We start from the raw sequence: 15,163 nt of genomic DNA on the forward strand, positions 1-15,163 counted from the left end.
CATTACTGTAACACAGAATGTTTTGCACTCCCGTTGAGGAATACTCGGATGTAAGTAGTGATGTCAAATACAGAATTTTGGATCAGGCGCAAAACGGATATTCTTCTACGCACCACTTCAAAAAAGAAGTAGTCAAAGACAGGGAGTGTTTTGTGTTCACGACCTACGAAGAAGCCAGCAAAAAAAGGGAAGAATTTTTAATAGACAGACGTTAACAGATAAGTTCTCCTTACGAAGTAACCCAACCAAAACAATACCGCTATATAGGGTATTAGACTGGTTGGGTTTATTTTTGAGCTTATTTGCTTTTAATCTTTCTGCGTATAATTGAATTATGAGCTATCTATTGTGAAAAAATAATGAGGTAATGCTTTCCCCTCGATTATGAAAAAAATTTCATTATCAGGATTTTTTCGCACCATATCCACCGTTAAAAGCTTATTTAACAACACTTTGGGTTGAAAGATAGAATCTACAACAAAAGGGCAAAAGATCCTTTTAAGGGTACCGGAATCATCAACAAACAGCAATGAAAATGGATCGATGTAATGAAGGTCAGTATCTTTCATAACTTGATCTGATTAGATACTAAATAACAATTACTGTGATAACCGAAATTGGTTATAATCATGGATTTGTACACAATATTCAATTGAGAAACCAGCTTTGTTCACCCTTATCAAATGCATCAACCAGATTATGAACAAAACTAGAAGCACTTGCAGAACGTGGAAGAAAACCATCAATGTAACTTGATTTATTGGCTCCTGTAAAAAGATTGTACACTTTCCACAAATTGATAGAACCGTCATCCTCTTTACAGAATGAATGATCCATGTAATAATCTTTTGCAATTGTGCTTATTTGAGAATCTCCAAATGAAAGCACCGGAATTTCCCTTTTCATAGCTCCGGATAAATACTGATACAGTTTACATTTTCCAACTAGGGTGGCAAATTGATGTTCCGTCAAGGAATAATTGGGAAACTGTTTTAAAAGATTAAGCTGCTTTTCAAATTGAAAATCCAATAGCAACTTTTTTATCTCCTGCATTAGCTGTTGATTATTTTTGACCCGTACGTTTGCTTGTAATCCATCCGTCCATACACAAAGGTTTGTACATACCTGATTCTTAAAACCGACGAAAATTTTGAAGTGCTCATCAGACCCTTTACGATTATAAAGATTATCCTGAGCATAACTTTTCACACCGCCAATAGTAAGATTTAAGATGTTTCCATCAACAGTTTCACGAATAGATGGTATTTCAATCAAAAACATCATCCTCTCGTAATATATCGTCTTCTCCCATTCTTGCAGCTGATTTGCAGGTTTGTCTTTTGCGTCTGGTATTCGTCCTTTGATCGGATGTGATACGCGGATATTCGCAGGAAAAAGGATTTCGTCTCTGTAAACCTGTGAAACAACCTCTTCTGCAACGTGTATAAAATCTGTATGAGAAATCAGGGGTTCATTATCTTTTGTAAAAACCGGAATTAAATGATTTTTATCCATTTCTGATAAAAGAATAGGCGTTGTATTCGCTTCTATGAATGAACTGGAAGCTGTTGCTTGGAATACGGGATTGTTAATTGTTAGCGTGTCCATTGGAAGATTGGAGTTGTTGTTGGCGTGAATTAAATTTTTGAAGCAATGATTTTTGGTAAAGCGGGTGTTTTTCAAAAATGGTTCTCAAAGAAGGGATATCAGCACAGCTTTCTATTTGGGAAATAATTTCATTTTCAAGTAAAACATCTTGCTCACACCATTTTCTTATAAGAAAACCGGTTTCAGAGGTAATCGTAAATTCTGGTCTGTCCGCAAAAATCTCTGTTCTGTCTTTTACAGCGGTAGCATTATGTTTCATAGAAAGTTGAAAAACCAATGTTAACTCGTAATCAAGATCCTCCCGTTGAACAGGTTTCATTCCAACTTTTTCCGGAACTTGTTTCCCATTTTTTTCAGTAAGCACATAAGCTTGTTTTGACCGGAGTGTACAAATGATATGTATATCCGACTGAATTAACGTATCTACAAAAGTATCGTGACGCGGTGTAAACTTAGACCAGTTTATATAACTGTTACCGGTAAGTTTTGAGTGATCTTGTAAGATATTCTGCCATTCTGCTGATATAGAATCAATGATGACAACCTGCATTCCAGCTCTTATACAAGTATGAATTGCTTCATTAAAGCGTTCAGGTGTGAATGGACTGAACAAAGGAAGAATACTAAAAGCACCAAGATTTGAGTATAACTCAGAACTGCGGTTTTCTGTATCAATAACAGCGATTTTCGACCAGTCAGCTGTCAACCCAAAAGCGATTAAGAGCGCGGATTTAGTTTTTCCGCTACCACTTGGACCCTGAATTCCTATTTTAACTTTTACATTTTTGCGCTGTGCTTTTTGTAACTGCATAATGAAATTGAAAAAAATGAACAAAAAAAAAGCAGAGTCGATATGACCCTGCTCCTAAAAAATATAAAAGAGACAAATTCCTAAGCAAACACTGCTTGCTCAGGTGTGCTCACTTCCATTGGCATGTATTCATACCGGTGATGACGTGTAATAACTTCTCCTGATTCCGGGATTGTAAACTCAAATGGTTCACACGCAACTTTACCTATGGATCCTGGAATTTGTTTTCCTACCATTGCTTTACATACAGATTCTGGAAATGTAGAGCTCATTGAACATTTTTTGGTTGTAACGTAATATCTACCGGTTTGAGATAAAACAATCTCTGGATCATCGCTGGTTAGCTCCAAAGAAAAATACTGACTTCCATCCTGAGATGATGTACGTGTTGAATAAGATGTGATTGTAAGCATGATGATAGTTTTTTTAAGATATATGATTTTGTTTCGTTTCTCTATTTCCCTCCTTCTTATGTAATATAAAAGACAGAAGTTTCTGGGGGGATAGGGTAAACACAGAATGATGCGGGGCTAGGAAGACCGACAAGATTGTTACATCCACATATACACATAATTTCGTATCAGCAAGAATTGGGGGGGTGCTTATACCTATAAAAGGGACGGGGGGATCAATGTTGATAGAACCTAATCTTCAGCTGTGAACTCAAACATAAACAGGTTAGGAGCAGGAATATCTAATGCTTTCGAAATTGCATAAACGCTGCTGATAGTGGTGTTTACTTCGCCACGCTCTATATTTCCAATTTGGTTCTTTGAGATACCTGCAAGATCATAAAGTTCTTCCTGACTCAGATTTTTAGCTTCCCTGAGTCTGCGAATATGCGCTCCAAACGCTTGTAGATATTTACGATTACGAATTTTAGTCACGGGTCAAAACTGAACCCATTTCTAAGAATATACCACCCAATATATTGGGTAAATTATTTAAGACTTGTATATTGCTCCCTTTCTTTATAAATCATACAGGATACGACAAATATCATATCCTATAACCTCCCAAATTATATATCATGTTCGATTTTTTGAAAAAGGCCCTTGGTGGAAGTGATAACAGAATGATAACTAAATACTCCTTCCTAATAGAAAAGTTAACAGTGCTTCGTAATCCAATAATTAAAACTAAAAGCTCACATGAATTAGTAATTGAAAGTAGTGGACCTACTACATGGGTTACATTTAACCTTAAAGAAAACCAAGATGGTCTTAAAGTGGATTGCAAAGCTTACTATGGTTTACAGGGAATTTATGAGCGCAGCTGGCATTTTCCAAATCAGAAAACTCAACAACAAATGTATCAGGAAATTGAAAAATTCTTCTTAGCAGTTAAAGATGAAATGCTTGGAAATAGCACCGCGCAAAGTAAGTTTGAGACAGGACAATCATGGAATGAACTGAAAGCGTCTGCTCTTAAAAAGGTTCTTACACAAAATGACACGATAAAGCGTTCAGCAGAATTTTATGCTGATAGCGCATCAAATTTAATATTTAAAGAAGATTACGAGGGTGCTATCAAAGAAGTTAATAAAGGTCTTGAAATTAATACGGCATCCGTTAATGGTAAATTGTACTATCAGAGAGCTCAGTGTAATTTGTCCATATTAAATAATAAAAATGCCGAAAATGATTTCCTGGAATCAATGATTTCTTCGAAAGCTGTTAAGGATTTTCGATTTTACACTAAAACGACAATAAGTTTTACGAAATTACTATACAGGACAAATCAGATCTCCAAAGGTTTACTTTGTGCAAGTCAAGGTCAACAAGCTCTCGCTCATAGAAGTGACGATGAAACTCTTTTTCATGATGAGTTTGAACTTCAATATTTAATGGCCAGACTTCAATTTCTTGAAGATGATTTTGATACAAGTTTACTATTCTTACGTCAATCCGAAAAATCACTTAAAATGTGGCTTGCACAGGACTCGGATAATTTTGAGCACGATCATTATTTATATTTGTCGGGTTACGAAATACAAAATGGATTTAGTGACCTTAGAGACGATTTATCACCATATGAAATGGATTAATTTAAGAAATATTCAAAGCAACAGGTTGTTTTGTACGTCCATCTAATCGATACCAACTTTATACAAACTATGAAGAAGAATGAAGAATATGACTTAATTCAGTCTTTTATAAATATTGATCTTGGATCTACAAAAAAAATCTTAAATAACAACGAGTACTACCTGAATCGCCAGAAGAGTGTATTTATGGTTCTTTTAACACAATGTTTCATTAATTTACAGAAAAAAGGAGATACAAAATTATATGTTTCTGATGGAAGATGTATGTTCCCTACATTTAACGTAAATAGTTATACGTTTACAGGTAATTTTACTGGCAACTACCTGGAATTGAATATTCATGCTGAAGAAGGTCGGGTAACAGGATTATCAGAGTGTTATTGCTATTCTACCGAAGACAATTCTGAAATGCAATCAGTGCGATTATACATTGATCCAAAAAGAGGATCAACGTTATAATAAGCCCAACCAGAACAATAAATGCATATGTGTAATTATTCTGGTTGGGTCTATTTTTATTGCAACAAATCTACCATCCCTATTTCTGAGAGTTCATAAACAGTCGTTTTTCCATTAGTAGAAATAATCTTCAAATTACAGGCTACACCATGTTCATTGTTAATTTGCATGAAATTCCTCTCTACCTCCTCCAAACGTGTCTTCATCGTATTAGCAGAGCAGTTGAAATCACTGTTTAAAACAGCGAGTAATTCCTTCTGTTCCAATTTTGGTTTCAAATACTTTCCAAGCGTAGCTGCAATATCGTTAACACTTGCTTTACTTCGTCGTTGGTCTGCAATTGATTTTACAAGTGCTGGATCAGCAATTTCCAAAGACATTGTATCCTGAGAGAAAATGAGAGGTATTGGCGCAAATCGTTTTGCATGTCGTTGCTTTATGAATTTTAATTGGAGAAGTTCTGTATATTCTCCATTTGAACCTTTCTCAAAACCGATATGCATAACAGTAGCTGATTTATTCACGGACTCTGACCCCAGGTGACCCCGTGCCTTATCTGATCCGGGATTTTCATGGATCACTAAAAGAAAGGTAGCGTCAAATGTCTCACACAATTTACCAATGTAATCAAGCAATTTCATTGTTTCTGTCAGGTCGTTGAAGTTTAACATGCAATCTGTCACAACATCAAGCAATACAAAAAGCGGATACGAGGACTCTCCTCTTATATCGTTAATAAAAACCTTCAAATCATCCAGTCTATTAACCCGCTCACTATTTTTTAGAGAAGTAAATCTGAAATCGGGTATTTGCTTTGGATCAGAAAAACCGACCTTACTAATGACTGATTGGATAGCAGAAGGAAACTCTTCTGCCTGATTCCTTTCCGTATCAACATAGGCTACCGTTACTTTTTGATTTTCAACTTTTTCAAATCCCAGAGATTCAATGGTCTTTCCCTCTGGACAAAGAAGAACGCTACATAATAATTCTGCAAGTCTACTTTTGTGTGACCCCTGGCGACCTTGAATTATATTAATAGTTCCACGTCTTATAATTGGTACTCCATCTTTTGTTATGAGTGCCGGAGAGAAAATAATGGAACCAGCAGCAATATTTGCTACACGTTGTTCGATTTCTTTCAGTTTTACAAGACGTAATGCTAACTGTGAGGATTGGGATATTGTACTTAAATTTTTATTTACTTCCATTACAGAAATGATATATAATAAGAATCAACTGAGCTAAAAGATATGCTAATGGATCAATTGATTCCTGGTGGTTATTGGTCAAAATTGTCATCGGTCTGCTCACAGTGTGTGTATCTGGATTTTGCAGACTTCTGGGCAGTCTAAGACAACCCATCTTTTATTTTTACAGTAGGACATTCATTGGTGTTCAATGTTCTGTAACGCAATACGCGCCTTCATGTGGTGTATAATGCTTATGCTTTTCTATTCATATATTAGCTTTGCAAGTTTTTGAATAAAGGTCACTCCCTTTTTTGATACCCTTATAACTGATACTGTCTTGTTAAAAGGACCACGGTTAATACTTCTGAACTCTACGGTGAACAGACCTTTGCAGACCAGTTCAGCCAAGGGCAACTTGTCTTGTATAATGCCATATTTCCGTAGAAATGTGAACATCTTTGGGCGAGTATTTAAGAAGGGGATGTCAATACTTTTGGCAACGTCTTCAATGGAAAATGGAAAGCATGTAGTTTTCATTTTAACAGGGTATTTAAATTTGTAAGTTTTCCAGGTTTTCTATTTATGCATTTTTTATGATTGGCATCTTCACCAAGCTTCTGAAACACCAATTTTTTAATGAATGCAACGCCTAGAGCAGAAACTCTTATTCGTGGAGGAGACCATATTTTATATAGTATTTCAAAGTCATAATCCACTTTAAAATAACCCAAGTCGATGTATTCTTGTAACGGCAGATCACCTTGTATTACACCTTCGGCTCTTAAAAATGTAAATAATTTGTTTCTTCCATTCACTTTTGTCTGGGACAGCATCGCAGCAACATTTGCAATTTTCCAAGGAAATCTTATTTGTTCGTTTGGAGTATTGGTTGCTTGTGCGGTTTGGGCTATTTCTAATATTTTCGAATCCATATCATGTCGTTTTCATTTGTGATTTACAAATGTCACGCGATTCAGAACAAATAGAAAGGAAAAAACCGGAACAGTAGCTTAGCAGAAAATACAAACAAATGTTCCGGTTTTTTTATTGGAATAGTTTTTTGCTTTGGTTGAACCAACTTTTAAAAAATGCTTCAACTTGACCAACATCGGTTTCTGCACAATTAATTTTATATCCAGCCTCTTTAAGTAGCGAAAAGTAAATTCTGAAAAGCTTATTTTCAGATATAGGCTTTCCATCTACAGAAATTTCCTTCAAAAATAATATGAAATTGTGGAAAAATCTGTAATGAAGTTTCTCATTTGGTATTTCAGAATCAAGAATTGACCTACTTAGTTGTAAGTCATTTACAAAAGAATCAAAACCCATTTCGTTAAACTCATCAGTGGCGCGTATTTTGGATACATATGAAAATATTAACCTACCTATCAAGTTACTGTTATTAATGCTCGAGCTAAATGTCATAGACTTCTTTGAATCTGGACTTCTGAATTTGAATGTAACTTTTTCAAGGGTAATTATGTCCGAAATGGTTCTCGCGAATATATCATCCCCGCCCCGGACACCATCTTCTAAGCTAATTATATTGAGAAGCTCCTGTAGCTGTTGGATTTCTAAATACTGGGAAGAAACGTTTATAGGTAAAGTATGTTTCTCTTTATTGAATCTTGTGGCTGCTTCGGGAGTCCACTGTGCTTTATTAAGTAACACAAGTAATAGTAGGTCGTGAGACATGAGATTACAGTCACCAATTGTTTTCAAGTGTTTCTCATACAATTCCTTCTTAGTAACGTATTTCTTAACATCATAAATATTAAACCGACGTAAGTTTTCAGCGGTAGATGCATCAATACTTTTTATAATAATATCACCCGAATTCAATCTCTCCTTTTCAATTTCTATAATTTTTAGTGGGCTAATATCTCCTTCAATAATATAGTATTGCTCAATTAACCAAAGCCTTTTTAAGTTATCCACTTGTTCATCGCGATATTCATTTACGGTCATCGGTATCAAATTTTGTTAAAAGATTAGAATATTGCTTCCGGGATTCGTTTTCAAAACTGTCAAGGTAATTCTCTGTTGTCTGAAAACTACTGTGTCCCAAACTTTCAGAGATATACTCCATGGGAGCGCCACTACGCTTCAGGACTGTTGAAAATGAATGTCTTGCTGTGTAGGACGTGAGAGGTTTGAGGAACTCTAAATCTTTACCAACCTTTTTCATATGTCGATTGATAAGCATATTGAAATACTGAATAAGTTCTCTTTCACGTAATGCACTGATATTTTCTCCTAAAATAGGAAAAATATACGTTGAAGAGCTAAGTTGCGGTTGTCCCCATTTTTTTATTATAAGTTTTGCATGATCCGTGAGATAAATTCTTATTGCTTTTTGTCTTGACTTGGTGGACAATTTGGTTTTTGCTCTGATAACTGTAAGATTGTCTCCTTCCAGATCTTTGTAGCGCAATCTGCATATATCCTTTACATTAAGTCCATTACATAAATAAGAAAAAATCCAGAAGTCTTTTGCTTTATCTGCACTTGTTAATGGTACAGTTGGATAATTAAATATCTTCTCAATCTCAGCAATGGTAAGAGCTTTCTTAATATTTCGACCAGCAGGAATTTGAAATTTGGACTTTTTAAAAGGATAAAGTTCCTTCTTCACCAAACCCGCTTCTATACCCTGATTAAAGATTGTTCTCAATGACCTGAGGTAAATTCCAACGGTAGTACTCGATTTCTTATTACTTTCCATAAACCTTTCATACTTCCTTAAAAAATCGGGAGTAATTTCCTCAAACACCAGACGTGGCTTGAACTTACTTAATGATTTCAAGGCGCAAGTATAAGACTGCGCGGTAGACACCCTGTCTTCTTCGTTCAACTTGGCGATGTATCCCTTTAGCACCGAGTATACATCAGTAGGTTTTATATCCTCTGGTTTGGCAAGTAATAATTTCTCAAAAGCAGAAAATGTGAATTCGTGCATGTCACGATATATTTTCTCTGCTTTCGACTCCAAAACTTTTACTTGTCCACGGATGTCTTTGAGGTGCTCCAATTTGGAAGTTGGAAGTTTGGAAAATTCCTCTTGTGTTAAAGTTAATCCCGTATTGTAATATTTGCGCTTACGGTCGAATGTCACTCGTAGCTTTAAAGGATACGACCCGTCTGTTTTTATTCTTCGGTCATCAAGAACTACTGAAAATGTTGGTTTTAAAATTCCCATTTTTGCTCTAAAATTTGATACACAATTTGATACACAAGTGTGAAATTTGAACGCGCAAACAGGTATGACACAAAAAAACTAAAAGCACATAAGTACTTAATAATCAGACTAAAATAGGTGTAAAAAAGTGGTTTAGTGTAGGACTCATAATCAGTAGGTGCCTGGTTCGATTCCAGGTGGGCCCACTTGAAAATCAAGGACTTAGCTTCAAAAACTAAGTCCTTTTTTATTTAGTTGCAATAGTTTTTTAAGTGCGAAATTGCTTGCAATGGGCTGAGTCTGTCACTTTAAGAGCACTCACATTTATTGCAAGTGCCCTCAAAGTTTTGAATGTTTATCAATCAAGAAAGATAAATCCATTGATTTCAGTATAAGTTTCAAGAAATAAATCCCTTCCAAAGGCTTCGTAGTCAAAATATCTTTCCAGAATTTCAGGTGCTCCCGAAAGCATTCCGGTATCCTCGACATACTGGTAGGTAAACTCTGTTTTCGGATCTTTGAAAGCTCCTCCATAATATCCCTGATAGGCCTCTTCAAAACCTTCCAGCGTCTCTTCCAGATCATTTCCGCTCGCTGGCCAGGATACAATATCTGAGCAGTAAATCTCAAATGCTTCCGCTCTGTCATCATCCATTTCAGAAACTGCTTCAAAGTATTTGAATGTGTCCTGATGTAAAGTGCTTTCCGAGATCAGAAAAGATGGGATATACTCCCAGTCCTGGAACATTAACTCTGGATCAGATTCATTCCGGTGGTACTCATAGCAGTCTTTGTAAAATTCCTGTGCATCTGAATAGTCTGAAAGATCAAACCATTTCCCAAAAAGCGACCCGGAATTGTACATCCGATAAGTGCCTACGTAAATCTTTGGAGTGTTTTTTGAATTCTTCATCAGTGAAAGACATTTGAAGTAGCTAAGCCCGGCTTTGTGCCAAAGGGCAATCGCATGTCCCACTCGAATGAAAAATGACGGGGGTTTATCCCCCCAGGGTTCAAAGCCCAGACGGCGGTTTAAGGAGCGGCCAGTTGCCGCGGTAAATAGCCGGCTTACGAAGTGAAGGCTTGAAGCCGTTATTTTCAACTTCGTAACTTTGTTTGCACTGACTGGCAACGTGCGGCAGGGTTACTTATTTGTAGCTATTGATCATAACATGCAGTTGTACAACAGCATGACTGTGGCATTCTCAAGTAAATCTGATAAAATCTCAATCGCTGCCGACGCTCAACCTCATCAGATCTGGCATAACTTTGACTCATCCACTAATGGATCAAAACTGTTTGTTAAACTATGGACTACCAACCAATTCTTTTTCAGCTTTACCAAGATTTTAACGCTCGGCATGTTGATGCCGTCTTAGCCCACATGCATACCAATGTGCAATGGCCAAAAGCCTTTGAGGGTGGTTACGTAAGTGGCCACGATGAAATACGAAAGTATTGGACAAGACAATGGACGGAGATAAATCCCACCGTTGATCCAACCGGATTTAAAGAAAGACAGGACGGAAAATTAGAAGTGACCGTTCACCAAATAGTAAAGGATTTGCAAGGTAAACTGATGTTCGATGGAACAGTAAAGCATATTTACACTCTACAAGACAATTTGCTCCGAAGAATGGATATTGAACTTGTATAATTGTAAATTTTGAAAGTGAGTCAAAAAACAGATTTACACCTATTTCTGACTTTATTCTCATAAAATAATCTAGGTTATACAACAACACATATGCTTCTAATTTAATTGTACATTTAAATTGTAACGTCATGAATGTTAATAGCTTAAAAAGAAATAAAAAAGTATAAGATCTGTACTTTTTAAGAGAAAAGTTGTAGAAATTTATCGTGCTGAAATATCGTAATTTCAAAGTGGTAAAATCACGCATTACCTGAACCAAGAAAAAGAAAAATTTGGAGTATAGACAGTACAGTTTAAGAATCGTATTTATTTGAGTTATCCCGATATTGGGAAAATCTATAAATACGAACAATGTTTTTCCTTAGGGTTGTCTGGTTGTCTGGTTGTCTCACTAATTTAAATGATTCCCACTTCTACCATTTCACAAAGATTTGATGACTCACCTATCACTATCTCCCTATTGCTTTGGCCATCATAAATTATTCCGATCGTGATTAGGCTTTCAAAATTAACCCGAAGAGATACTGGTTTCAGAATACTTAGTGTCGATACTTTCAAATGAAGATTCGAATGTTTGAAAATCAGACAATTATCACATAATTAAGTATTTAAGAATGGTTAAATGCATACATTTAACAAAGATTCATAGAATGAAAGATGAAAAAATAAGGCAACTGTCAGCCATAATGTTTACAGACATTGTCGGGTATACTGCTCTGATGCAAGGAGACGAAGAAATGGCAGTAAATGTCAGAAGCCGTCACCGGCAGATTTTTCAGAAACAACACGAACTGCATCAAGGCAAGATTTTACAGTACTATGGCGATGGCACACTTAGTGTCTTTAAAAGTGCAATTCTCGCAGCCAAATGCGCCATCGAAATTCAGTTAGCTTTACAGGATAAAGATCCCGTTCCTTTAAGAATTGGTTTACATATAGGTGACATCGTTTTCGATAAAACAGAGGTGTATGGCGACGGTGTCAATTATGCGTCCCGGATCGAAAGCTTGTCGGTGGCAGGAGCCATTCTTCTATCTAAGCCCTTGAACGATGAGCTCAAAAATCACAAATCGATTTCCACCACTTCTCTTGGCCACTTCGAACTTAAAAACATAACCCTTCCCGTTGAAGTATTTGCGATTACAAATGCCGGAATTGTGGTGCCTGATCCAGCGCAGCTGGAGGGGAAACAGAAAACAAGTAGCAACATACTTTTAACAAAACTCCATATTTCACAGCCAGGTCCCCAAACCGTTCATCGTTCAGAACTTTTTGAAAAACTGACAAAAGGCCTCCAGGTTAAACTAATGCTCATTTCGGCCCCGGCGGGCTTTGGTAAAACAACGCTGGTAAGTGATTGGATTATCCAGCAAAAAATCCCCTCGGTATGGTATTCCATTGATAGCAGCGACAATGATGTTTCTAAATTTTGGGGCTATATCATCACCGCCATTCAGGGAATTTATCCTGAATTTGGTGAAAATACGATGAAACTGCTCCATTCTTCGAAGCCGGGGAATCACGAATCTATTGTTCGGCTTATCATCAATGAAATAATTTCGCTTCCCAGGCATTTTTTATTGGCTTTGGATGATTTCCACCTTATAAATAACCGCGAAGTATTAGACTTGTTTGCCTATTTCATTGAACATATACCTATTAACATTCACGTCGCCATCCTCACCCGTGCTGATCCGATTTTACCTCTTGCGAAATTGAGGAGCAGGCACCAGCTGGTGGAATTAAGGTCGGCCGATCTGAGTTTTTCCGGTAACGAAATACAATTTCTGTTCAACAAAAAACTTAAATTAAATCTGAGTCCTTCGGATGTTGAATCACTTGTTTTTAAAACCGAAGGCTGGATTGCCGGTTTGCAACTCATTGCCATTTCCCTTCGCGACCGGGAAGATGCGGCTACATTTATTCAGGAATTCAAAGGTGATAACCGGTATATCATGGATTACCTGATTGAGGAAGTTCTGAAAATACAAACGCCTGAAATCAGGGAATTTTTAATACAAACATCTCTGCTGGAGCAACTGTCGGGTCCGCTTTGCAACGCCATTCTGGACCGCTCGGACAGTCAATCGGTGCTGGAAATGCTTGAAAATAACAACATGTTTATTGTTTCCCTGGATTCGGACAGAAAATGGTACAGATACCATCACCTTTTTTCAGACCTGCTCAAACAACGCTTGTTTTTGCAGGGGAAGCCTCTTATTCAATCGATTCATAATAAAGCAGGCGAATGGTTTGAGCAGAATAAAATGCTCCCGCTGGCCATTGAACATGTGCTTAAGACGCAGAATTTTGACAAAGCTATTCAGTTGTTGACAGAAATAACGGAGCAGATGTGGGAGAATGGTCAGCACTCTTCAATCATAAAATATGGGGATCTTTTGCCTGAAGATATTGTAAAACTATATCCTGAATTTTCCTTATTCTACGCGTGGGTACTGGTAACGGCGGGTCAAATTCAAAAAGCTGGTCCTATTTTGGCCTGTGCCGAAAAACTGACCAGACTACGCATTGAAGAAAATAAAACAAATCCTGAGATACTGCATTACCATAAGAAATTATTAGGCAAAATAGCTGTTGCCATTGCCTACCAGCAATCGTTTTTGGGCAACCCAGAGATCATTTTGGAATATTGCAGGATTGCAATGGAAAGCCTATCCGAGAACGATCCTCTATGGTTTAGCTGGGGCTGGTATGTGGTGGGTAAGGCGGAACTAGCTAACTCACAACTATTTGAAAGCACGGAAGCTTTTAAGAAGGCATTGGTATTTGGAAAAAAGTCTGGTAACATTTATCTCATGACCAGCATTGCGATCAACCTCGGTTTCAATGAAGGCCGGTTGGGCCATTATAAAATTTCATACCAAAGGAGCGCCGATCTTTTGCAGTTTTTGAAAGATAGCGGCTACGGTAATCTGGTCAAGACAGACTGGACTTTTGCCGTTCTATATGCGAACATGGCCGCTATCCAATACTTTTGGGCCGATCTGGAAGGGGCTTCTGAAAACATCAAAACCGCTTATAATCTGTGCATTAAAGAAGCGGATATCACTTCCAAAGTATTAGCTCTGGTGGTTTCCTCGGTAGTATTGCATGGGCAGGGAGATATTATTGGTGCAGAAATCAAGGTGAAGGAATTGGAAGCAATTATGCAAAAAAATAAGGTTAACCCATTTCAGGAATCGATGTATATAGGCTGGAAAGCTATTTTCCTGATTTTTCGAAACGAGCTTGACAAAGCGCGTGCTTTTTTAGAGGCGCACGGAATAGAGCCTGACAAAGTGGTTTCCTACGTCGAAGAGTACCGTTATTTTGCGTTTGCAATCCTGCTTATCGCGGAAAAGAAAATAGATGAAGCATTTCTGCTGGTTACGCAATTGTATGAAATGGCTATTGCGCAAAACCGGATCGAGCGCATGATTGAAATCAAAATTCTACTCGCTGTGATTTTTCAAGCCACTGGCGAAAAAGAAAAAGCAATTTCGAGCCTGACCGAATCTTTAAATTTTGCTGCCCCGGCCGACATATTAATGTCTCATTTGAATTTCCTTGACCACATTAATCCCTTATTGCAGGAAGTATTCAAAAATCAGGCACGAGGAGAAACAAAGATCTCCAACGCATTTATCAATAAACTTAAAACTGCAATTGAAAAAAGGAAAACGGCTCCTTCCAATCATTTCAACCTTACCACACGTGACCTGGAAGCACTCCAGTTGATGGCGGTGAATCTTTCGAACCAGGAAATCGCCGACAAGCTGTTCATTTCTTTGAACACAGTGAAGACCCGGTTGAAAAATCTGTACGTAAAATTGGAGGTCGACAGCCGCAACAAAGCAGTCGATAAAGCTAAGGAAATGCGACTGATCTGAGCAAAACCAGTCACAAATCCCGCCGAAATTCACCCTAAAAACCACCCGCCCGGGTGGTTTTTTTGTTTTGGGGCTCTCCTAATTTTGATCCTGTCAAAAAGGAACAAATATGAAAGGCTTTGCTGAAATAATAATACAACAACAGCTTGATCTTCAATGGGAAGACCGCTTTGAGGGTATGACCATCTGTTACCGGGATAATCACACCATTTTACAGGGAACGCTCAAAGACCAGGCACATTTGCACGGCATTCTCAACGTCATCCGGGACTTAAATCTTAAACTCATTTCGGTCAATCTTCGGGAACCTGGCTAGCGAT

Annotated in this window: 16 protein-coding genes; 6 read left to right on the forward strand and 10 right to left on the reverse strand. The window is 37.4% G+C overall.

Annotated elements, in window-relative coordinates; translation table 11 throughout:
• The first annotated feature begins 17 nt into the window (after window positions 1-17).
• A complete protein-coding gene (locus tag FZF08_RS09140; protein WP_159468322.1) occupies window positions 18-215 on the forward strand; it encodes a hypothetical protein in 198 nt (65 codons plus the stop codon).
• A 117-nt stretch (window positions 216-332) separates the two neighbouring features.
• On the opposite strand, the gene FZF08_RS09145 is transcribed toward FZF08_RS09140, so the two are convergent.
• From FZF08_RS09145 to FZF08_RS09165, 5 genes are all read right to left on the reverse strand, one after another.
• Window positions 333-569: a hypothetical protein gene (locus FZF08_RS09145; RefSeq protein ID WP_159468323.1), complete on the reverse strand. Its 237-nt coding sequence runs from the start codon at window positions 567-569 to the stop codon at window positions 333-335.
• A gap of 79 nt (window positions 570-648) precedes the next feature.
• Complete coding sequence (locus FZF08_RS09150; RefSeq protein ID WP_159468324.1) at window positions 649-1,608, reverse strand: DUF3871 family protein; 960 nt, start codon at window positions 1,606-1,608, stop codon at window positions 649-651.
• On the reverse strand, window positions 1,589-2,419 hold the full coding sequence (locus FZF08_RS09155; protein ID WP_159468325.1) for an AAA family ATPase: 831 nt from the start codon (window positions 2,417-2,419) through the stop codon (window positions 1,589-1,591). The genes FZF08_RS09150 and FZF08_RS09155 overlap by 20 nt, the downstream gene beginning before the upstream one ends.
• A gap of 80 nt (window positions 2,420-2,499) precedes the next feature.
• Window positions 2,500-2,832 (reverse strand): hypothetical protein, encoded by a 333-nt coding sequence (locus tag FZF08_RS09160; protein ID WP_159468326.1) that lies wholly within the window; start codon window positions 2,830-2,832, stop codon window positions 2,500-2,502.
• 231 nt (window positions 2,833-3,063) lie between these two features.
• On the reverse strand, window positions 3,064-3,306 hold the full coding sequence (locus tag FZF08_RS09165; RefSeq protein ID WP_200837054.1) for a helix-turn-helix domain-containing protein: 243 nt from the start codon (window positions 3,304-3,306) through the stop codon (window positions 3,064-3,066).
• Window positions 3,307-3,449: 143 nt separating this feature from the next.
• Here FZF08_RS09165 and FZF08_RS09170 point away from each other — a divergent pair, with 143 nt between their 5' ends.
• The gene (locus FZF08_RS09170; RefSeq protein WP_159468327.1) at window positions 3,450-4,466 is read left to right on the forward strand and encodes a hypothetical protein; all 1,017 of its coding nucleotides are present in this window, start codon (window positions 3,450-3,452) and stop codon (window positions 4,464-4,466) included.
• A 69-nt stretch (window positions 4,467-4,535) separates the two neighbouring features.
• Window positions 4,536-4,925, forward strand: coding sequence for a hypothetical protein (locus tag FZF08_RS09175; protein ID WP_159468328.1), 390 nt, complete (start codon window positions 4,536-4,538; stop codon window positions 4,923-4,925).
• A gap of 56 nt (window positions 4,926-4,981) precedes the next feature.
• Here FZF08_RS09175 and FZF08_RS09180 read toward each other — a convergent pair whose 3' ends face one another.
• The 5 genes from FZF08_RS09180 to FZF08_RS09205 all read right to left on the reverse strand — a co-directional run bounded on the left by FZF08_RS09180 (window position 4,982) and on the right by FZF08_RS09205 (window position 10,209).
• Window positions 4,982-6,136: a hypothetical protein gene (locus FZF08_RS09180; RefSeq protein ID WP_159468329.1), complete on the reverse strand. Its 1,155-nt coding sequence runs from the start codon at window positions 6,134-6,136 to the stop codon at window positions 4,982-4,984.
• 515 nt (window positions 6,137-6,651) lie between these two features.
• Window positions 6,652-7,050, reverse strand: a complete 399-nt coding sequence (locus FZF08_RS09190) for a hypothetical protein (protein WP_159468331.1) — start codon at window positions 7,048-7,050, stop codon at window positions 6,652-6,654.
• A gap of 112 nt (window positions 7,051-7,162) precedes the next feature.
• Window positions 7,163-8,086 (reverse strand): hypothetical protein, encoded by a 924-nt coding sequence (locus FZF08_RS09195; protein WP_159468332.1) that lies wholly within the window; start codon window positions 8,084-8,086, stop codon window positions 7,163-7,165.
• A complete protein-coding gene (locus FZF08_RS09200) occupies window positions 8,073-9,317 on the reverse strand; it encodes a site-specific integrase (RefSeq protein ID WP_159468333.1) in 1,245 nt (414 codons plus the stop codon). The genes FZF08_RS09195 and FZF08_RS09200 overlap by 14 nt, the downstream gene beginning before the upstream one ends.
• Window positions 9,318-9,654: 337 nt before the next feature.
• Entirely contained in the window at window positions 9,655-10,209 is a 555-nt protein-coding gene (locus FZF08_RS09205) for an antirestriction protein ArdA (protein WP_159468334.1), read from the reverse strand.
• Window positions 10,210-10,605: 396 nt separating this feature from the next.
• Between FZF08_RS09205 and FZF08_RS09210 the strand changes: the two genes are divergently transcribed.
• The 3 genes from FZF08_RS09210 to FZF08_RS09220 all read left to right on the forward strand — a co-directional run bounded on the left by FZF08_RS09210 (window position 10,606) and on the right by FZF08_RS09220 (window position 15,159).
• On the forward strand, window positions 10,606-10,953 hold the full coding sequence (locus FZF08_RS09210) for a nuclear transport factor 2 family protein (RefSeq protein ID WP_159468335.1): 348 nt from the start codon (window positions 10,606-10,608) through the stop codon (window positions 10,951-10,953).
• Window positions 10,954-11,603: 650 nt separating this feature from the next.
• Window positions 11,604-14,843 (forward strand): LuxR C-terminal-related transcriptional regulator, encoded by a 3,240-nt coding sequence (locus FZF08_RS09215; protein ID WP_159468336.1) that lies wholly within the window; start codon window positions 11,604-11,606, stop codon window positions 14,841-14,843.
• Between the two features lie 109 nt (window positions 14,844-14,952).
• On the forward strand, window positions 14,953-15,159 hold the full coding sequence (locus FZF08_RS09220) for a hypothetical protein (RefSeq protein WP_159468337.1): 207 nt from the start codon (window positions 14,953-14,955) through the stop codon (window positions 15,157-15,159).
• Window positions 15,160-15,163: the final 4 nt, after the last annotated feature.

It is taken from the genome of Dyadobacter sp. 3J3, from assembly GCF_009801115.1.
Taxonomy (GTDB): Bacteria; Bacteroidota; Bacteroidia; order Cytophagales; family Spirosomataceae; genus Dyadobacter.